At 40.1% G+C, this 19,304-nt stretch carries 28 protein-coding genes; all 28 read left to right on the top strand.

The window, feature by feature from the left end; genetic code table 11:
- Nucleotides 1-11 precede the first annotated feature (11 nt).
- The 28 genes from rpoC (at nucleotide 12) to secY (ending at nucleotide 19,289) form a co-directional block, all read left to right on the top strand.
- The gene (gene rpoC, locus AC1UFB_RS18610) at nucleotides 12-3,605 is read left to right on the top strand and encodes a DNA-directed RNA polymerase subunit beta' (protein WP_100346486.1); all 3,594 of its coding nucleotides are present in this window, start codon (nucleotides 12-14) and stop codon (nucleotides 3,603-3,605) included.
- A 130-nt stretch (nucleotides 3,606-3,735) separates the two neighbouring features.
- The gene (locus tag AC1UFB_RS18605) at nucleotides 3,736-3,984 is read left to right on the top strand and encodes a 50S ribosomal protein L7ae-like protein (RefSeq protein ID WP_482589704.1); all 249 of its coding nucleotides are present in this window, start codon (nucleotides 3,736-3,738) and stop codon (nucleotides 3,982-3,984) included.
- Between the two features lie 96 nt (nucleotides 3,985-4,080).
- The gene (gene rpsL / locus AC1UFB_RS18600) at nucleotides 4,081-4,503 is read left to right on the top strand and encodes a 30S ribosomal protein S12 (RefSeq protein ID WP_025909721.1); all 423 of its coding nucleotides are present in this window, start codon (nucleotides 4,081-4,083) and stop codon (nucleotides 4,501-4,503) included.
- Between the two features lie 49 nt (nucleotides 4,504-4,552).
- Entirely contained in the window at nucleotides 4,553-5,023 is a 471-nt protein-coding gene (rpsG, locus tag AC1UFB_RS18595) for a 30S ribosomal protein S7 (protein ID WP_013054923.1), read from the top strand.
- 57 nt (nucleotides 5,024-5,080) lie between these two features.
- Complete coding sequence (gene fusA / locus AC1UFB_RS18590; RefSeq protein WP_100346485.1) at nucleotides 5,081-7,159, top strand: elongation factor G; 2,079 nt, start codon at nucleotides 5,081-5,083, stop codon at nucleotides 7,157-7,159.
- A gap of 114 nt (nucleotides 7,160-7,273) precedes the next feature.
- Complete coding sequence (gene tuf / locus AC1UFB_RS18585) at nucleotides 7,274-8,464, top strand: elongation factor Tu (RefSeq protein ID WP_025909723.1); 1,191 nt, start codon at nucleotides 7,274-7,276, stop codon at nucleotides 8,462-8,464.
- A gap of 321 nt (nucleotides 8,465-8,785) precedes the next feature.
- Nucleotides 8,786-9,094 carry a 30S ribosomal protein S10 gene (rpsJ, locus tag AC1UFB_RS18580; RefSeq protein ID WP_061784777.1) on the top strand — a complete coding sequence of 103 codons (309 nt, stop codon included), beginning with the start codon at nucleotides 8,786-8,788 and terminating at the stop codon, nucleotides 9,092-9,094.
- A 41-nt stretch (nucleotides 9,095-9,135) separates the two neighbouring features.
- Entirely contained in the window at nucleotides 9,136-9,765 is a 630-nt protein-coding gene (rplC, locus tag AC1UFB_RS18575) for a 50S ribosomal protein L3 (RefSeq protein WP_100346484.1), read from the top strand.
- A gap of 28 nt (nucleotides 9,766-9,793) precedes the next feature.
- Nucleotides 9,794-10,417, top strand: coding sequence for a 50S ribosomal protein L4 (gene rplD, locus AC1UFB_RS18570; RefSeq protein WP_025909726.1), 624 nt, complete (start codon nucleotides 9,794-9,796; stop codon nucleotides 10,415-10,417).
- Nucleotides 10,417-10,704, top strand: a complete 288-nt coding sequence (gene rplW / locus AC1UFB_RS18565) for a 50S ribosomal protein L23 (RefSeq protein ID WP_025909727.1) — start codon at nucleotides 10,417-10,419, stop codon at nucleotides 10,702-10,704. The genes rplD and rplW overlap by 1 nt, the downstream gene beginning before the upstream one ends.
- Nucleotides 10,705-10,731: 27 nt before the next feature.
- On the top strand, nucleotides 10,732-11,562 hold the full coding sequence (rplB, locus tag AC1UFB_RS18560; protein ID WP_025909728.1) for a 50S ribosomal protein L2: 831 nt from the start codon (nucleotides 10,732-10,734) through the stop codon (nucleotides 11,560-11,562).
- Between the two features lie 57 nt (nucleotides 11,563-11,619).
- Nucleotides 11,620-11,898 carry a 30S ribosomal protein S19 gene (gene rpsS, locus AC1UFB_RS18555; protein WP_025909729.1) on the top strand — a complete coding sequence of 93 codons (279 nt, stop codon included), beginning with the start codon at nucleotides 11,620-11,622 and terminating at the stop codon, nucleotides 11,896-11,898.
- Nucleotides 11,899-11,917: 19 nt separating this feature from the next.
- Nucleotides 11,918-12,259, top strand: a complete 342-nt coding sequence (gene rplV, locus AC1UFB_RS18550) for a 50S ribosomal protein L22 (protein WP_025909730.1) — start codon at nucleotides 11,918-11,920, stop codon at nucleotides 12,257-12,259.
- A gap of 3 nt (nucleotides 12,260-12,262) precedes the next feature.
- Nucleotides 12,263-12,919 (top strand): 30S ribosomal protein S3, encoded by a 657-nt coding sequence (gene rpsC / locus AC1UFB_RS18545; RefSeq protein ID WP_025909731.1) that lies wholly within the window; start codon nucleotides 12,263-12,265, stop codon nucleotides 12,917-12,919.
- Between the two features lie 2 nt (nucleotides 12,920-12,921).
- The gene (rplP, locus tag AC1UFB_RS18540; RefSeq protein ID WP_025909732.1) at nucleotides 12,922-13,356 is read left to right on the top strand and encodes a 50S ribosomal protein L16; all 435 of its coding nucleotides are present in this window, start codon (nucleotides 12,922-12,924) and stop codon (nucleotides 13,354-13,356) included.
- Nucleotides 13,346-13,546, top strand: a complete 201-nt coding sequence (gene rpmC / locus AC1UFB_RS18535; RefSeq protein ID WP_025909733.1) for a 50S ribosomal protein L29 — start codon at nucleotides 13,346-13,348, stop codon at nucleotides 13,544-13,546. The genes rplP and rpmC overlap by 11 nt, the downstream gene beginning before the upstream one ends.
- Before the next feature lie 24 nt (nucleotides 13,547-13,570).
- Entirely contained in the window at nucleotides 13,571-13,834 is a 264-nt protein-coding gene (rpsQ, locus tag AC1UFB_RS18530) for a 30S ribosomal protein S17 (RefSeq protein ID WP_025909734.1), read from the top strand.
- A 52-nt stretch (nucleotides 13,835-13,886) separates the two neighbouring features.
- A complete protein-coding gene (rplN, locus tag AC1UFB_RS18525; RefSeq protein WP_025909735.1) occupies nucleotides 13,887-14,255 on the top strand; it encodes a 50S ribosomal protein L14 in 369 nt (122 codons plus the stop codon).
- Between the two features lie 51 nt (nucleotides 14,256-14,306).
- Complete coding sequence (rplX, locus tag AC1UFB_RS18520) at nucleotides 14,307-14,618, top strand: 50S ribosomal protein L24 (RefSeq protein WP_025909736.1); 312 nt, start codon at nucleotides 14,307-14,309, stop codon at nucleotides 14,616-14,618.
- A 31-nt stretch (nucleotides 14,619-14,649) separates the two neighbouring features.
- Complete coding sequence (gene rplE / locus AC1UFB_RS18515; RefSeq protein ID WP_062686841.1) at nucleotides 14,650-15,189, top strand: 50S ribosomal protein L5; 540 nt, start codon at nucleotides 14,650-14,652, stop codon at nucleotides 15,187-15,189.
- Between the two features lie 33 nt (nucleotides 15,190-15,222).
- On the top strand, nucleotides 15,223-15,408 hold the full coding sequence (locus tag AC1UFB_RS18510; RefSeq protein WP_025909738.1) for a type Z 30S ribosomal protein S14: 186 nt from the start codon (nucleotides 15,223-15,225) through the stop codon (nucleotides 15,406-15,408).
- 30 nt (nucleotides 15,409-15,438) lie between these two features.
- Nucleotides 15,439-15,837, top strand: a complete 399-nt coding sequence (rpsH, locus tag AC1UFB_RS18505; protein WP_025909739.1) for a 30S ribosomal protein S8 — start codon at nucleotides 15,439-15,441, stop codon at nucleotides 15,835-15,837.
- A 31-nt stretch (nucleotides 15,838-15,868) separates the two neighbouring features.
- Nucleotides 15,869-16,408: a 50S ribosomal protein L6 gene (gene rplF / locus AC1UFB_RS18500; RefSeq protein WP_482589697.1), complete on the top strand. Its 540-nt coding sequence runs from the start codon at nucleotides 15,869-15,871 to the stop codon at nucleotides 16,406-16,408.
- Between the two features lie 32 nt (nucleotides 16,409-16,440).
- A complete protein-coding gene (gene rplR, locus AC1UFB_RS18495; RefSeq protein ID WP_025909741.1) occupies nucleotides 16,441-16,803 on the top strand; it encodes a 50S ribosomal protein L18 in 363 nt (120 codons plus the stop codon).
- A gap of 20 nt (nucleotides 16,804-16,823) precedes the next feature.
- Nucleotides 16,824-17,324, top strand: coding sequence for a 30S ribosomal protein S5 (rpsE, locus tag AC1UFB_RS18490; protein WP_025909742.1), 501 nt, complete (start codon nucleotides 16,824-16,826; stop codon nucleotides 17,322-17,324).
- A 13-nt stretch (nucleotides 17,325-17,337) separates the two neighbouring features.
- Nucleotides 17,338-17,520 (top strand): 50S ribosomal protein L30, encoded by a 183-nt coding sequence (gene rpmD / locus AC1UFB_RS18485; protein ID WP_025909743.1) that lies wholly within the window; start codon nucleotides 17,338-17,340, stop codon nucleotides 17,518-17,520.
- Nucleotides 17,521-17,553: 33 nt separating this feature from the next.
- Entirely contained in the window at nucleotides 17,554-17,994 is a 441-nt protein-coding gene (gene rplO / locus AC1UFB_RS18480; RefSeq protein ID WP_025909744.1) for a 50S ribosomal protein L15, read from the top strand.
- A 2-nt stretch (nucleotides 17,995-17,996) separates the two neighbouring features.
- Nucleotides 17,997-19,289, top strand: a complete 1,293-nt coding sequence (gene secY / locus AC1UFB_RS18475) for a preprotein translocase subunit SecY (protein WP_025909745.1) — start codon at nucleotides 17,997-17,999, stop codon at nucleotides 19,287-19,289.
- The last annotated feature ends 15 nt before the right edge of the window (nucleotides 19,290-19,304 follow it).

Here is a 19,304-nt window from a genome sequence, read left to right as displayed (position 1 = left end):
AGGTAGGCTCCTTGCTAGATGTAAATAACTTTGAGTATATGAAAATTGGTCTAGCTTCGCCAGATAAAATTCGCTCTTGGTCATACGGTGAGGTAAAAAAACCGGAAACGATCAACTATCGTACATTAAAACCTGAAAAAGATGGTTTGTTTTGTGAGCGCATCTTTGGTCCACAAAAGGACTGGGAGTGCCACTGTGGTAAATACAAACGCGTTCGTTACAAAGGCGTAGTATGTGACCGCTGTGGAGTAGAAGTAACAAGAGCAAAAGTACGTCGTGAACGTATGGGACATATTGAACTAGCTGCACCTGTTTCACATATTTGGTACTTCAAAGGTATCCCTAGCCGCATGGGACTTGTCTTAGACATGTCCCCTCGTGCGCTAGAGGAAATTATCTATTTTGCTTCATATGTTGTAACAGATGCTGGTGATACACCGCTTGAAAAGAAACAGCTATTATCTGAAAAAGAATATCGTGCATATCGTGAAAAGTATGGAAAAACTTTCCATGCGGCGATGGGTGCGGAAGCTGTTAAGAAATTATTACAAGACATCGATCTTGACAAAGAAGTAGATGCTCTAAAAGAAGAGCTTAAAACTGCTCAAGGTCAACGTCGTACACGTGCAATTAAGCGTTTAGAAGTGTTGGAAGCTTTCCGTCACTCTGGTAATGAGCCTTCTTGGATGATCTTAGATGTTTTACCGGTTATCCCACCGGAACTTCGTCCAATGGTTCAATTAGATGGTGGGCGTTTTGCAACTTCTGACCTAAATGATTTATATCGTCGTGTAATTAACCGTAACAACCGCTTAAAACGTTTACTAGATCTTGGAGCTCCTAGCATTATCGTTCAAAACGAAAAGCGTATGCTTCAAGAAGCTGTAGATGCTTTAATCGATAACGGTCGTCGTGGGCGCCCTGTAACAGGTCCTGGTAACCGTCCGTTAAAATCTCTTTCACATATGTTAAAAGGTAAGCAAGGACGCTTCCGTCAAAACTTACTTGGTAAACGTGTTGACTACTCTGGGCGTTCTGTAATCGTTGTAGGACCGAACTTAAAGATGTACCAATGTGGTTTACCAAAAGAAATGGCGTTAGAACTATTTAAGCCGTTTGTTATGAAAGAGTTAGTTGAGCGTGGTTTAGCTCATAACATCAAGAGTGCGAAACGTAAAATCGAGCGCGTTCAACCTGAAGTATGGGACGTATTAGAATCGGTTATTAAAGAGCATCCAGTTCTGTTAAACCGTGCACCTACACTTCACAGACTTGGTATCCAAGCGTTTGAACCTACATTAGTAGAAGGTCGTGCAATCCGTCTACATCCACTTGTATGTACAGCATACAATGCGGACTTTGATGGTGACCAAATGGCCGTTCACGTACCGTTATCTGCAGAAGCACAAGCAGAAGCGCGCATCTTAATGTTAGCAGCGCAAAACATCCTGAATCCAAAAGATGGTAAACCAGTTGTTACACCATCTCAAGATATGGTATTAGGTAACTACTACTTAACACTTGAGCGTGAAGACGCAGTGGGTGAAGGTATGGTATTTAAAGATACAAATGAGGCGTTGCTGGCATACCAAAACGGATATGTACATTTACATACTCGTGTTGGTGTATACGCTGGTTCTTTAAATAACCAAACATTTACTGAAGCACAAAATCAACAATTGTTAGTGACGACTGTAGGTAAGCTTGTATTTAACGAAATCTTACCGGAATCATTCCCGTATATTAACGAACCAACAAGAGAAAACCTTGAAGTTAAGACACCGGATAAATACTTTGTTGAAAAAGGTGCTGACGTAAAAGAATTCATTAAAAATCAACCTGCAATTGCACCATTTAAGAAAAAAATCTTAGGTAATATCATTGCTGAAGTATTCAAACGCTTTAAGATTACTGAAACGTCTAAAATGCTTGATCGCATGAAAGACTTAGGTTTCAAATATTCTACTAAAGCTGGTATTACAGTTGGTGTAGCAGATATCGTTGTATTAGGTGAAAAAGAAGTTATCTTACAAGAAGCGCAAGCTAAAGTAGATAATGTTCTAAAACAATTCCGTCGTGGTTTAATTACTGAAGATGAGCGTTATGATCGCGTAATCTCAATTTGGAGTAGTGCGAAAGACGTTATCCAAGGTAAGCTGATGGAATCCTTAGATAAACGAAATCCAATCTTTATGATGAGTGACTCTGGTGCCCGTGGTAACGCATCTAACTTCACGCAGCTTGCTGGTATGCGTGGTCTGATGGCTAACCCGTCTGGACGTATCATCGAGTTACCAATCAAATCAAGTTTCCGTGAAGGTTTAACAGTATTAGAATACTTTATTTCTACTCATGGTGCGCGTAAAGGTCTTGCTGATACAGCTCTTAAAACAGCTGACTCAGGTTATCTTACTCGCCGTCTTGTTGATGTGGCTCAAGATGTTATCGTTCGTGATGATGATTGCGGTACAGACCGAGGAATCTTGGCTGTTGCAATCAAAGAAGGCACGGAGGAAATCGAAAAGCTGGATGAGCGTCTAATTGGACGTTATGCACGTAAAACTGTTGTTCATCCAGAAACAAACGAAGTACTTGTAGCAGAAAATGAATTAATTACAGAAGATCTAGCTGAAGAAATTGTAAGTGCTGGTGTTGAAGAAGTATGGATTCGTTCTGCGTTTACTTGTAACACTCGTCATGGAGTATGTAAAAAATGTTACGGACGTAACTTGGCAACTGGTTCAGAAGTTGAAGTTGGTGAAGCAGTTGGTATTATCGCTGCTCAATCAATCGGTGAGCCAGGTACACAGTTAACGATGCGTACATTCCATACTGGTGGGGTTGCCGGAGATGACATCACTCAAGGTTTACCTCGTATCCAAGAGATCTTTGAAGCTCGTAACCCTAAAGGCCAAGCTGTTATTTCAGAAATCGAAGGTACCGTTACTTCAATTACTGAAGGACGTGACCGTCAGCATGAAATTACAGTTCAAGGTGACATTGAAACACGCTCTTACACAGCTCCTTACAGTGCACGCTTGAAGGTAGCTGAAGGCCAAGAGATTGCTCGTGGTCAAGAGTTAACAGAAGGTTCAATTGATCCGAAAGAGTTATTAAAAGTAAAAGATATCACTGCTGTTCAAGAATACCTGCTACGTGAAGTACAAAAAGTATACCGTATGCAAGGGGTAGAAATTGGTGATAAGCACGTTGAAGTAATGGTACGCCAAATGCTTCGTAAAGTGAGAGTAATGGATTCTGGAGATACAGATGTATTACCAGGTTCACTATTAGATATTCACCAATTCACTGATGCTAACGAAAAAGTGTTACTAGAGGGCAATCGTCCAGCTACTGGTCGACCTGTACTACTTGGTATCACAAAAGCATCTCTTGAAACAGATTCCTTCTTATCAGCAGCATCATTCCAAGAAACTACTCGTGTTCTTACAGATGCAGCTATTAAAGGAAAACGTGATGAACTATTAGGTCTTAAAGAGAACGTTATTATTGGTAAACTTGTTCCTGCTGGTACTGGTATGAATAGATATCGTAATGCTGAACCAGTTAAAAATCAGGTTGAAGAGCCAGTAACAATCGATTAATAAGTAGTCATTTTTCTAGAATGGATGTTTTTTTAAAAAAACTGCATCGTGCAGTTGACATCCATTCTAGGGAATGATACTATATCAAAGGTGCTCCTATAAACTACCTGTTGCTTTGGAGGATATGATAATGTCTTATGAAAAAGTATCACAGGCTGATCATATTATTGTAGGAACTAAGCAGACAGTGAAAGCTTTAAAAAAAGGAATTGTAAAGGAAGTTATACTTGCGGATAATGCAGACACCTACATTACCGACTTGGTAGTGAAAGTTGCTGTGCAAGAAAACACCCCTTACAGTTTTGTTAACTCTATGAAAGAGCTTGGAAAAGCTTGTGGAATAGAAGTAAATGCGGCAGCTGTTGCAATTATTAGTTAACACGTTTTTGAACTAGTGTTCAAAAACTTTGTTTTTTGCTAAAAAATGAACCACCTGGATGTGTGGTCTTACAAAAGCTGAAAGGAGGAAATTTAAATGCCTACTATTAATCAACTAATCCGTAAAGGTCGTGTGAGCAAGGTTCAAAAATCTGACTCACCTGCTTTAAACAAAGGTTACAACAGCTTTAAAAAAGCTCAAACTAACCAATCTTCTCCACAAAAACGTGGTGTATGTACACGTGTGGGTACTATGACACCGAAGAAACCGAACTCGGCTCTTCGTAAATATGCTCGTGTACGTTTAACTAACGGTATCGAGGTTACTGCTTATATCCCAGGTATTGGTCACAACTTACAAGAACACAGCGTGGTACTTATCCGCGGTGGACGTGTAAAAGATTTACCAGGGGTACGTTACCATATCGTACGTGGTGCGTTAGATACTGCTGGTGTGGATGGCCGTATGCAAGGTCGTTCTAAATATGGTACTAAGCGACCAAAAGCAGCTAAAAAATAATATAAACAACAAATAGAATTATTCTCATAAGTGAAAGGAGGAAATTAGAATGCCACGTAAGGGTCCTGTTGCAAAGAGAGACGTATTACCAGATCCAATTTACAATTCAAAGCTTGTATCACGCTTAATCAACAAAATGATGCTTGATGGAAAGCGCGGTAAATCACAAGCTATTCTTTATAGAGCATTCGATCTAGTACAAGAGCGCAGTGGTAAAGAAGCTATGGAAGTATTCGACCAAGCTCTTAAAAACATCATGCCTGTATTAGAAGTTAGAGCACGCCGTGTAGGGGGTTCTAACTACCAAGTTCCTGTAGAAGTACGTCCAGAACGTCGTACAACTCTAGGTCTTCGTTGGTTAGTAAACTATGCTCGTCTTCGTGGAGAAAAAACGATGGAAGAGCGTTTAGCTAACGAAATCCTTGACGCAGCTAACAACACTGGTGCTGCAGTTAAGAAACGTGAAGATACTCATAAAATGGCAGAAGCGAACAAAGCGTTTGCTCACTACCGTTGGTAATCTTTTAACGAATCAATTAAAAAAACTAATTATAATATGGAAGGAGAAATACCTAACATGGCAAGAGAGTTCTCCTTAGAAAACACTCGTAATATTGGTATCATGGCTCATATTGATGCTGGTAAAACAACAACAACTGAGCGTGTTCTTTATTATACTGGTCGTATCCATAAAATTGGTGAAACTCATGAAGGAGCTTCCCAAATGGACTGGATGGAGCAGGAGCAAGAGCGTGGTATTACAATCACGTCTGCTGCAACAACTGCTTCTTGGAAAGGTCACCGTGTTAACATCATCGATACTCCTGGACACGTAGACTTCACTGTAGAAGTTGAACGTTCACTTCGTGTACTTGATGGTGCGGTGGCAGTTCTTGATGCTCAATCTGGTGTTGAGCCTCAAACAGAAACTGTATGGCGTCAGGCTACTACATACGGTGTACCGCGTGTAGTATTCGTAAACAAAATGGATAAAATCGGTGCTGACTTCTTGTACTCTGTTAAAACGATTCATGATCGTTTAGGTGCAAATGCTCACCCAATCCAATTGCCAATCGGTGCTGAAGATCAATTCACGGGAATCATTGACTTAGTGGAAATGAAAGCTTACCACTACGGTGATGACCTAGGAACTGATATTCAAGAAATTGAGATCCCAGAAGAATACAAAGAATTAGCTGAAGAATATAATGCTAAACTTGTAGAAGCTGCTGCAGAACTTGATGAAGAATTAATGATGAAGTATCTTGAAGAAGGCGAGCTTAGCGTTGAAGAACTAAAAGCTGCTATCCGTAAAGGTACTTGTGACGTTGAATTCTTCCCAGTTCTTTGTGGATCAGCGTTCAAAAACAAAGGTGTACAATTAATGTTGAACTCGGTAATAGATTACTTACCAGCTCCAACAGATGTACCAGCAATCAAAGGTATCACTCCTGATACTGATGAAGAAGTTGTACGTCCATCTAGCGACGACGCTCCATTCTCAGCTTTAGCGTTTAAAGTAATGACAGATCCATACGTAGGGAAATTAACATTCTTCCGCGTATATTCTGGAATTCTTAACTCTGGTTCTTATGTACAGAACTCTACAAAAGGTAAGCGTGAGCGTGTAGGACGTATCCTACAAATGCATGCTAACTCTCGTGAAGAGATTTCAGCTGTATATGCTGGAGATATCGCTGCTGCTGTAGGTTTGAAAGATACTACTACTGGTGACACTTTATGTGATGAAAAGAATCTTGTTATTCTTGAGTCTATGGAGTTCCCAGAGCCAGTTATTTCATTATCTGTTGAGCCTAAGTCAAAAGCTGACCAAGATAAGATGACAACTGCTCTTCAAAAACTACAAGAAGAAGATCCAACTTTCCGTGCGGAAACTAACACAGAGACTGGTCAAATCATCATCTCTGGTATGGGTGAACTTCACTTAGATATCATCGTTGACCGTATGCGTCGCGAGTTCAAAGTAGAAGCTAACGTTGGTGCTCCTCAAGTAGCATACCGTGAAACTTTCCGCGGTTCTGCGAAAGTTGAAGGTAAATTTGCACGTCAATCTGGTGGTCGTGGACAATTCGGTCACGTTTGGATTGAGTTTGAACCGAACGAAGAAGGTAAAGGCTTCGAATTCGAAAACAAAATTGTTGGTGGTGTAGTTCCACGTGAATACATCCCTGCAGTTCAAGCTGGTCTTGAAGATGCACTTCAAAACGGTGTATTAGCAGGTTACCCAGTAATCGATGTTAAAGCTGCTTTAGTAGACGGTTCTTACCATGACGTTGACTCAAGTGAGATGGCGTTTAAAATTGCTGCTTCTATGGCACTTAAAAACGCAGTTTCAAAATGTAACCCAGTTATTCTTGAGCCAATGATGAAAGTTGAAGTTGTAATTCCTGATGAGTACTTAGGTGACATCATGGGTGACATCACTTCTCGTCGTGGACGTGTAGAAGGTATGGAAGCTCGCGGAAACGCTCAAGTAGTACGCGCATTCGTACCACTTTCTGAAATGTTTGGTTATGCAACTGCATTACGTTCTAATACTCAAGGTCGTGGAAACTACTCTATGCACTTTGATCATTATGAAGAAGTACCAAAGTCTATTTCAGAAGAAATTATTAAAAAAAATAAAGGTGAATAATTGATTTTCACTCTTTATTAAAGTATAACTACTTATGTACGCTGTGAAAGTGGAGTTGATTCCTTTTCACGGCCTCATAAATTTACATTATAAGAAATTAAGGAGGCGTTACGAATGGGTAAAGAAAAATTCGACCGTTCAAAAACACATGCCAATATTGGTACAATTGGTCACGTTGACCATGGTAAAACAACTTTAACAGCTGCTATCACTACTGTACTTGCTAAGAAAAGCGGTAAAGGTGCAGCTATGGCTTATGACATGATCGACGCTGCTCCAGAAGAGCGCGAGCGTGGAATCACAATCTCAACTGCACACGTTGAGTATGAAACTGACACTCGTCACTATGCACACGTTGACTGCCCAGGACATGCTGACTACGTTAAAAACATGATCACTGGTGCTGCACAAATGGATGGCGGTATCTTAGTAGTATCTGCTGCTGATGGCCCAATGCCACAAACTCGTGAGCACATCCTTCTTTCTCGTCAAGTAGGTGTTCCATACCTAGTTGTATTCTTAAACAAATGTGACATGGTAGACGACGAAGAGTTACTTGAATTAGTAGAAATGGAAGTACGTGACCTTCTTTCTGAATACGACTTCCCAGGTGACGATGTACCTGTAATCAAAGGTTCTGCTCTTAAAGCTCTTGAAGGAGATGCTGATTGGGAAGCTAAAATCATCGAGCTTATGGACGCTGTTGATGAGTACATCCCAACTCCAGAGCGTGACACTGAAAAACCATTCATGATGCCAGTTGAGGACGTATTCTCAATCACTGGTCGTGGTACAGTTGCTACTGGTCGTGTTGAGCGTGGACAAGTTAAAGTTGGTGACGTTGTAGACATCATCGGTTTAGCTGAAGAATCAAAATCTACTACTGTAACTGGTGTAGAAATGTTCCGTAAGCTTCTTGATTATGCTGAAGCTGGTGACAACATCGGTGCTTTACTTCGCGGTGTTTCTCGTGAAGATATCCAACGTGGACAAGTACTAGCTAAACCAGGTACAATCACTCCACACACTAAATTCAAAGCTGAAGTATACGTTCTTTCTAAAGAAGAAGGTGGACGTCACACTCCATTCTTCAGCAACTACCGTCCTCAGTTCTACTTCCGTACAACTGATGTAACTGGTATTTGTAACTTACCAGAAGGCGTAGAAATGGTAATGCCTGGCGACAACATCGAAATGACTGTTGAACTTATTGCTCCAATCGCGATTGAAGAAGGTACTAAATTCTCAATCCGTGAAGGTGGACGTACAGTAGGCGCTGGCGTTGTAGCTACAATCACTGAGTAATCTTTTACTCTTTAAAAAAGAAGCAGGATTTCCTGCTTCTTTTTTTGGTCATAAAAGGTAAATAGAGAATTTATGATTACACTTGCATTGTGTATTTGTTTTATATATAATGAAAAAAGTGCGCAACAGAAAAAAGTTTTATATTTTATATAAAAGACTGTTGCAATACCGACCCATTTTTAGTACAATAAGAATGTTGGTCTTTGACTGCGATGATGCGGAAGGTTGCCGACACACCCGGCCGCTTTGCCATGGCGAGTGTGGGGAAATTTCCGCGGAGAATGTCTATTTAGAAAGATAGGCGAAAAAGGAGGGAAAATAATGGCAAAAGAAAAAATTCGCATTCGTTTAAAAGCATACGATCACAGAATTCTTGATCAATCAGCTGAGAAAATCGTAGAAACTGCTAAACGCTCTGGCGCTACAGTATCTGGTCCGATTCCGTTACCAACTGAGAAATCAGTTTATACAATTCTACGTGCTGTGCACAAATATAAAGATTCTCGTGAGCAATTCGAAATGCGCACGCATAAACGCTTAATTGATATCGTGAATCCAACACCACAAACTGTTGATTCATTAATGCGTTTAGATTTACCATCTGGTGTAGATATCGAAATTAAACTTTAATTTAAAATAAAGAATGAAGACATACTTAGGAGGTGTGACTAATGGCCAAAGGAATCTTAGGAAGAAAGATCGGTATGACTCAAGTATTCGCTGAAAACGGTGATTTAATCCCTGTAACAGTAATTGAAGCTACTCCAAACGTAGTTCTTCAAGTTAAAAACGCTGAGACAGACAGTTACGAAGCAATCCAATTAGGTTTTGAAGATATTCGTGAGAAAGTATCTAACAAACCTGCTAAAGGACACGCTTCTAAAGCTAATACTGCTCCTAAGCGCTTCATCCGTGAGTTACGCGGAGTGAACGCTTCAGAATATGAAGTTGGTCAAGAAGTCAAGGTTGATATTTTCGCAGAAGGCGATGTAATCGATGTAACAGGAGTTTCAAAAGGTAAAGGTTTCCAAGGTGCTATTAAACGCCACGGACAATCTCGTGGACCAATGTCTCACGGTTCTCGTTACCACCGTCGCCCAGGTTCAATGGGTCCTGTTGCTCCAAACCGCGTATTCAAAGGTAAATTATTACCAGGACGCATGGGTGGAGAGCGCATTACAGTTCAAAACTTATCAATCGTAAAAGTTGATGTAGAACGCAACCTTTTATTAGTAAAAGGTAACGTGCCAGGAGCTAGAAAATCTCTAGTAACTGTGAAATCTGCGGTTAAATCTAAATAATAATTCTTCGAGAAAGGAGGAATAACCAATGCCAAAAGTAGCATTGTTTAACCAAGACGGTAAAAACGTTGGTGAAATCGAATTACAAGATGCCGTATTCGGTATCGAACCTAATAACAAAGTACTTTTTGATGCAATCATCATGCAACGTGCAGCGATGCGTCAAGGTACTTCTAAAGTAAAAAATCGTTCTGAAGTACGTGGTGGTGGTCGTAAGCCATGGCGTCAAAAAGGTACTGGTCGTGCACGTCAAGGATCTATCCGTTCTCCACAATGGCGTGGTGGTGGCGTAGTATTTGGTCCAGTTCCAAGAAGCTATAGCTACAAATTACCTAAAAAAGTTCGTCGTTTAGCTATTAAGTCTGCTTTATCTACAAAAGTTCAAGATAACAGCATTGTTGTACTTGAAGCTTTATCTTTTGATGCTCCAAAAACAAAAGAGATGGTAGCAGTTCTTAAAAACCTAACAGTAGAGCGCAAAGCATTAGTAGTAACTGCTGATCTTAACGAAAATGTTGCACTTTCAGCACGTAACATTCCTGGTGTAACAGTTGTTACAGCTAACGGATTAAGCGTATTAGACGTTGTTAATCACGATAAGCTTGTAATCACTAAAGACGCAGTTGAAAAAGTAGAGGAGGTGCTTGCATAATGAAAGATCCTCGTGATATTATTAAGCGCCCCGTAATTACAGAACGTTCAACAGACTTAATGACTGAGAAGAAATACACTTTTGAAGTTGATGTAAAAGCTAATAAAACTGAAGTTAAAGATGCGATCGAAAGAATCTTTGACGTAAAAGTTGAAAAAGTAAATGTCATGAACTACAAAGGTAAATTCAAACGTGTAGGTCGTTATAGCGGTCTTACAAACCGTCGTCGTAAAGCGGTAGTAACGCTAACTCAAGAAAGCAACGAAATCGAATTCTTCGAAGCTTAAGATTAATAGAGAAGGAGGGAAATTGAGATGGCGATTAAAAAGTACAAACCAACCTCAAATGGTCGTCGTGGTATGTCGGTTTCAGATTTCGCTGAAATCACTACTGACAAACCAGAAAAATCGTTACTTGCACCTGTTACACGCAAAGGTGGTCGTAACAACCAAGGTAAAATCACTGTTCGTCACCAAGGTGGTGGGCACAAACGTCAATACCGTATCATCGACTTTAAACGTGATAAAGATGGAATACCTGGACGCGTTGCTACAGTCGAGTATGATCCAAACCGTTCAGCAAACATCGCATTAATCAATTATGCTGATGGTGAAAAACGTTATATTCTTGCTCCTAAAAACCTTAAAGTAGGTATGGAAGTTATGTCAGGTACTGAAGCTGACATTAAAGTAGGTAACGCTCTTCCACTAGCAAACATTCCTGTTGGTACAGTAGTACACAACATCGAATTAAAACCAGGTAAAGGTGGACAATTAGTACGTTCAGCGGGTGCTTCTGCACAAGTACTTGGTAAAGAAGGTAAATACGTATTAGTACGTTTAACTTCTGGTGAAGTTCGCATGATCCTAGCTACTTGCCGCGCTACTGTAGGTCAAGTAGGTAATGAACAACACGAACTAATCAACATTGGTAAAGCTGGTCGTTCTCGTTGGTTAGGTATCCGTCCAACTGTTCGTGGTTCTGTAATGAACCCTAATGATCACCCACACGGTGGTGGTGAAGGACGTTCACCTATCGGACGTAAGTCTCCAATGAGTCCGTGGGGCAAACCAACACTTGGATTTAAAACTCGTAAGAAGAAAAATAAATCCGATAAATTTATCGTTCGTCGTCGTAAAAAATAACGGGATTGAGCTACGGTTCAAGCGAACCGTAGAACAATCACGAAGGGAGGTTCACTTATGGGTCGCAGCTTAAAAAAAGGACCTTTTGTTGATGGACACTTAATTAATAAAATTGAGAAGTTAAATGAAACAGACAGCAAACAAGTTGTTAAGACTTGGTCTCGTCGTTCAACTATTTTCCCTCAATTCATCGGTCACACTATTGCTGTATATGACGGTCGTAAACATGTACCTGTTTATGTAACTGAAGATATGGTAGGTCATAAACTTGGTGAATTCGCACCAACTCGTACTTATAAAGGTCACGCAAGTGACGATAAGAAAACAAGACGCTAATATGAGAGGAGGCTTTTAAATGCAAGCTAAAGCTGTTGCGAGAACAGTACGTATTGCTCCTCGTAAAGTTCGTTTAGTTGTAGATTTAATTCGAGGTAAGCAAGTGGGTGAAGCATTAGCAGTGCTACTTCACACGCCTAAGGCTGCTTCTCCGGTTGTTGAGAAACTATTAAAATCTGCTATTGCCAATGCAGAACACAATTATGAAATGGACGCTAACAACTTAGTTGTTTCTGAAGTTTTTGTTGACGAAGGTCCAACTTTAAAACGTTTCCGTCCACGTGCTCAAGGTCGTGCAAGCCAAATTAACAAACGCACAAGCCACATTACAATCGTGGTATCAGAAAAGAAGGAGGGATAATTCATGGGTCAAAAGGTAAATCCAGTTGGTCTACGCGTCGGCATCATCCGTGATTGGGAATCAAGATGGTTCGCTGGTAAAGACTATGCTGACTTATTACATGAAGACTTAAAAGTACGTGAATATATCGCTAAACGTCTTAACGATGCAGCTGTTTCTAAAGTAGAAATCGAACGTGCTGCTAACCGTTTAAACGTAACGATCCACACTGCAAAACCTGGTATGGTAATTGGTAAAGGTGGTACTGAAGTTGAAGCACTTCGTAAAGCTCTTAACCAATTAACAGGCAAGCGTGTACACATCAACATTTTAGAAATTAAAAGAGCTGACTTAGATGCTAAGCTTGTTGCTGAAAACATCGCTCGTCAACTTGAAAATCGTGTATCATTCCGTCGTGCGCAAAAGCAATCAATTCAACGCACAATGCGTGCTGGTGCACAAGGTATCAAAACAATGGTATCTGGTCGTCTAGGCGGAGCTGACATTGCTCGCTCTGAATACTATAGTGAAGGTACAGTTCCACTTCATACACTTCGCGCTGATATCGATTATGCTCATGCTGAAGCAGATACAACTTACGGTAAGCTTGGCGTGAAAGTATGGATCTATCGTGGAGAAGTCCTTCCTACTAAAAAGAAATCTGAGGAAGGAGGAAAATAATAATGTTATTGCCAAAACGCGTTAAATATCGTCGCGAACACCGCGGAAAAATGCGAGGACGTGCAAAAGGTGGTACTGAAGTACACTTCGGTGAGTTCGGTTTACAAGCTTTAGAAGCTTCTTGGATTACAAACCGTCAAATCGAATCTGCTCGTATCGCTATGACTCGTTACATGAAACGTGGCGGTAAAGTATGGATTAAAATTTTCCCTTCTAAACCTTATACTGCTAAACCACTAGAAGTGCGCATGGGTTCTGGTAAAGGTGCACCGGAAGGTTGGGTAGCTGTTGTTAAGCCTGGTAAAGTAATGTTTGAAATCTCAGGTGTATCTGAAGAAGTTGCTCGTGAAGCATTACGTTTAGCAGCTCACAAGCTACCAGTAAAGTGTAAGTTTGTAAAACGTGAAGAAATTGGTGGTGAATCTAATGAAAGCTAATGAAATTCGTGACCTTACCACTGCCGAAATTGAACAAAAAGTTAAAGCTTTAAAAGAAGAGTTATTCAACCTTCGTTTCCAATTAGCGACTGGACAATTAGAGAATACTACTCGTATTCGCGAAGTACGCAAAGCGATTGCTCGCATGAAGACTGTAGTTCGTGAAAGAGAGATCGCTGCTAATAAATAATAAGTCTGAGAGGAGGCTTTCAGAATGAGTGAACGCAATCAACGTAAAGTTTACACTGGCCGCGTAGTTTCTGACAAAATGGATAAGACTGTTACTGTTCTTGTAGAAACATATAAAAAGCATTCGCTTTACGGTAAACGTGTAAAGTACTCGAAAAAGTTCAAAGCTCACGATGAGAATAACACAGCTAAAGTGGGCGATATCGTGAAAATCATGGAAACTCGTCCGTTATCAGCTACTAAACGTTTCCGTCTAGTAGAAGTTGTAGAAGAAGCTGTTATTATCTAATAGTGAAAGACAGATCGGATAAGAATGATTCATCCGAAGGGAGGTTTCGTACATGATTCAACAAGAATCTCGTTTAAAAGTTGCAGACAACTCTGGTGCGCGTGAAGTACTTACTATCAAAGTATTAGGTGGTTCTGGTCGTAAGACAGCTAATATTGGTGATGTTATCGTTTGTACGGTGAAACAAGCAACACCAGGAGGCGTTGTTAAAAAAGGTGACGTTGTTAGAGCAGTAGTAGTACGTACAAAACGCGGTGTTCGTCGTAACGACGGTTCATATATCCGTTTTGACGAAAATGCTTGCGTAATCATCCGTGACGATAAGAGTCCACGTGGTACTCGTATCTTTGGACCAGTTGCTCGTGAATTACGTGACAACAACTTCATGAAGATCGTATCTTTAGCTCCAGAAGTTATCTAATTATATATTAATGAATAAAAACAAAATGCCTTTTAAGGAGGTGCGAATAGGATGCATGTAAAAAAGGGCGACAAAGTAGTGGTTATCTCTGGTAAAGATAAAGGCAAACAAGGCGAAGTACTTGCTGCTTTTCCAAAGAAAAACCGTGTACTTGTAGAAGGCGTAAACGTAGTGAAAAAACACTCTAAACCTTCTCAAGTAAATCCACAAGGTGGAATCGTTAGCCAAGAGGCACCTATCCACGTATCTAACGTAATGCCATTAGATCCGAAATCTGGTGAGCCAACACGTGTTGGTTACAAAGTAATCGACGGCAAAAAGGTACGTGTAGCAAAAAAATCTGGTGAAACTTTAGATAAATAATTATTGAAATGTGAAGGGAGGTATAGTTCACATGAACCGTCTTAAAGAGAAATTTATAAAAGAAATTACACCTGCTCTAGTGAGCAAGTTTAATTATGAATCTGTAATGCAAGTGCCAAAGATCGAAAAGATCGTTATTAACATGGGTATCGGTGAGGCTGTTTCTAACTCAAAAGCTTTAGATAACGCTGTTGAAGAATTAGCAGAAATCACTGGTCAAAAACCTATCGTAACTCGTGCTAAGAAATCTATTGCAGGTTTCCGTCTACGTGAAGGTATGCCAATCGGTGCTAAAGTAACTTTACGCGGCGAGCGCATGTATGAGTTCTTCGATAAATTAGTTTCAGTTTCACTTCCACGTGTACGTGATTTCCGTGGAGTATCTAAAAAAGCATTTGATGGTCGTGGAAACTACACATTAGGTGTTAAAGAGCAATTGATCTTCCCAGAGATCGATTATGATAAAGTGAGCAAAGTTCGTGGTATGGATATCGTTATTGTTACAACAGCAAACACTGATGAAGAAGCTCGTGAGCTTTTAACTCAGTTCGGTATGCCATTCCAGAAGTAATAACTGCCAACGTTAAGCAGAGGAGGCGAAAATGTGGCTAAAAAATCAATGATTGCGAAGCAAAAACGCCAGCAGAAGTTCAAAGTACAAGAGTACACACGTTGCGAACGTTGTGGACGTCCACACTCAGTACTACGTAAATTCAAGCTTTGCCGTATTTGTTTCCGTGAGCTTGCTTATAAAGGTCAAATTCCTGGTGTTAAAAAAGCTAGTTGGTAAAACCCAAGTTTGGGAAGGAGGTAAATTAATATGGTAATGACTGATCCTATTGCAGATTTACTAACTCGTATCCGCAATGCGAACATGGTTCGTCATGAAAAAATCGAAGTTCCTGCTTCAAACATTAAGAAGCAAATTGCAGAAATCCTTAAGCGTGAGGGTTTTGTGCGTGATGTAGAATACATCGAAGATAACAAACAAGGTATCATCCGTATCTTCTTAAAATACGGTGCAAACAATGAACGTGTAATTACAGGCTTAAAACGTATCAGTAAACCTGGTCTACGTGTTTATGCAAAAACAAACGAAGTACCTCGTGTACTTAACGGTTTAGGAATTGCAATCGTTTCTACTTCTCAAGGTGTTTTAACTGACAAAGAAGCTCGTCAAAAACAAACAGGTGGAGAAGTATTAGCATACGTTTGGTAATAAGTTTTTAAAGTGAATGGAGGTGTAAGTTATGTCACGTGTTGGTAAAAAGCCTTTAGAACTTCCTGCAAGTGTTACAGTTACAAATGAAAACAACACTGTAACTGTAAAAGGGCCAAAGGGTGAATTGACTCGTACATTCCACCCTGAGATTGAAATCAAAGTTGAAGATAACGTATTAGTTGTAACTCGTCCTAGCGACAACAAGGAGCACCGTGCTCTTCACGGAACTACTCGTAGCCTATTAGGTAACATGGTTGAAGGTGTTACAAATGGTTTCGAACGTAGTTTAGAATTAATCGGTGTTGGTTACCGTGCGCAAAAATCTGGTAGCAAATTAGTATTGAGTGTTGGATACTCTCATCCAGTTGAAATCACTCCAGAGCAAGGTATCGAAGTTGAGGTTCCTTCTCAAACTAAAATTGTTATTAAAGGTATCGATAAAGAGCGTGTAGGTGCATTAGCTGCAAATATCCGTGACGTTCGCCCACCAGAGCCTTACAAAGGTAAAGGTATTCGTTATGAAGGTGAATATGTTCGTCGTAAAGAAGGTAAAACTGCTAAGAAGTAATGCCAGTTAGGTAAAAGAAAGGAGTGACCGAAATGATCACGAAGCAAGATAAGAACAAAGTTCGTAAGAAAAGACATGCTCGTGTTCGTGCTAAATTGTCTGGTACTGCAACTCGTCCACGTTTAAACGTGTACCGTTCTAACCAACATATTTATGCACAAGTCATTGACGATTTAAATTCAGTAACAATTGCTAGTGCGTCTACTTTAGATAAAGATCTTTCTTTAGAAAGTACTAGTAACGTTGAAGCTGCTACAAAAGTTGGCGAATTAGTTGCTAAACGCGCAGTAGAAAATGGCGTGAAAGAAGTAGTATTCGATCGTGGCGGTTATTTATATCATGGTCGCGTAAAAGCTTTAGCTGACGCTGCTCGTGAAGCTGGATTACAATTCTAATTGTAAAAGGAGGGAAAATCATGCGTCGTATTGATCCAAATAAATTAGAGCTTGAAGAACGTGTTGTTACCGTTAACCGCGTAGCTAAAGTTGTTAAAGGTGGACGTCGTTTCCGCTTTGCTGCTTTAGTAGTAGTTGGTGACAAAAACGGTCATGTTGGATTTGGTACTGGTAAAGCACAAGAGGTACCAGATGCAATCCGTAAAGCAATTGAAGATGCGAAGAAAAACTTAATCACTGTACCTATGGTTGGTACTACAATTCCACACGAAATCCTTGGACAATTTGGTGCAGGTCAAATTTTCTTGAAACCTGCTTCTGAAGGTACGGGAGTTATCGCTGGTGGTCCAGTTCGTGCGGTATTAGAATTAGCTGGCGTAAGTGATATTCTATCTAAATCTTTAGGTTCAAATACTCCAATTAACATGGTACGTGCAACTCTTAACGGTTTAGCTAACCTAAAACGTGCAGAAGAAGTTGCAAAACTACGTGGTAAGTCTGTAGAAGAACTGTTAGGATAAGGAGGGACACAGAATGGCAAACAAATTAGCAATTACCCTCACTCGTAGCGTAATTGGTCGTCCAGAAGATCAACGTGTAACTGTTCGTACACTTGGCTTACGTAAAGTAAACCAAACTGTCGTTCAAGACGATAATCCTGCAATTCGCGGTATGATTAACAAAGTAGCTCACCTTGTTACAGTAAAAGAGCAATAATTATAAATTGTCACTCTAAGGAGGTGCTCCGGAATGAAACTTCATGAATTACAACCAGCTGCAGGTTCACGTAAAGTGCGTAACCGTGTAGGTCGTGGTACTGGTTCAGGTAACGGAAAGACTTCAGGTAAAGGTCACAAAGGGCAAAACGCTCGTTCTGGCGGTGGCGTAAGACCTGGATTCGAAGGTGGTCAAACACCTTTATTTCGTCGTCTTCCAAAACGTGGCTTCACTAACATCAATCGCAAAGAGTATGCGATCGTTAACCTTGAAGCTTTAAATCGTTTTGAAGATGGAACTGAAGTAACACCAGAACTATTAATTGAAACTGGTTTAGTAAGCAAAGAGAAGGCTGGTATTAAAGTGCTTGGTAACGGTACATTATCTACTAAGCTAACTGTTAAAGCTGCTAAGTTCTCCTCATCTGCTAAAGAAGCTATTGAAGCTGCTGGCGGAACTGCAGAGGTGATCTAATAATGTTTCAAACAATCTCCAATTTAATGCGCGTACGTGAAATTAGACAAAAAATCTTTTTCACATTGTTAATGTTAGTTATTTTCCGAATTGGTACTTTTATTCCTGTACCTAGTGTTAATACGGATGTACTGAAGTTGCAAGACGAGTTAAATGTATTTGGAGTTCTAAATACATTTGGTGGTGGGGCTCTTCAAAACTTCTCTATACTTGCAATGGGCATTATGCCTTATATTACAGCATCCATCATCGTTCAATTATTGCAGATGGATGTTGTACCTAAGTTTACAGAATGGTCAAAGCAAGGAGAGGTTGGGCGTCGTAAACTTGCCCAAGTAACTCGTTACGGAACAATTGTGCTTGGATTTATCCAGGCATTAGGTATGTCTATAGGATTTAACAATATGTCGGGTGGGCAATTAATTGCTAATCCCGGAGTCGCTACTTATCTTTTAATTGCTGTCGTACTAACGGCAGGAACAGCGTTCTTAATGTGGTTAGGCGAACAGATTACAGCGAAAGGCGTCGGTAATGGTATTTCCATCATTATCTTTGCTGGTATCGCTGCTGGGATCCCTACAACACTCAACCAGATCTACGCTCAGCAATTCGAAGATGTTGGGGATCAGTTATTTATTCGTATTGTGACAGTTGTTTTAATTGCACTTGCTGTATTAGCTATTGTAGTTGGTGTTATTTATTTCCAACAAGCTTTACGAAAAATACCTATTCAATATGCAAAGGGTTCAGCCGGTCGTAATCCTACGGGTGGTCAGTCCACACATTTACCGTTAAAAGTAAATGCTGCTGGGGTTATTCCTGTTATCTTTGCAGTTTCATTCATTATTACTCCACCAACGATTGCATCATTCTTCGGTCCGAATGATGTGACAGATTGGATTCAAAAGACGTTTGACTATACTCAGCCAATTGGTATGATAGTATATGTTGCGTTAATCATTGCTTTCTCATATTTCTACACATTTGTTCAGGTTAACCCAGAGCAAGTAGCAGAAAACTTGAAGAAGCAAGGTGGATACATTCCAGGTATTCGCCCTGGTAAAAGCACACAAGAATATTTAACAAAAGTGTTGTACCGCTTAACATTAATCGGTTCAATTTTCCTTGCGTTAATTGCTGTACTACCAGTGATTTTTATCCAGGTTGCAAATTTACCTCAGTCTGCACAGATTGGTGGTACTAGTTTGTTAATCGTTGTCGGTGTAGCTCTTGAGACAATGAAACAGCTTGAGAGTCAATTAGTGAAACGACATTATAAAGGGTTTATTAAATAAAGGGTTTAGTGGGAA

The sequence above is a fragment of the Priestia sp. KCTC 13724 genome (genome assembly GCF_056820425.1).
This window is presented reverse-complemented; position numbering and strand designations above follow the sequence as displayed.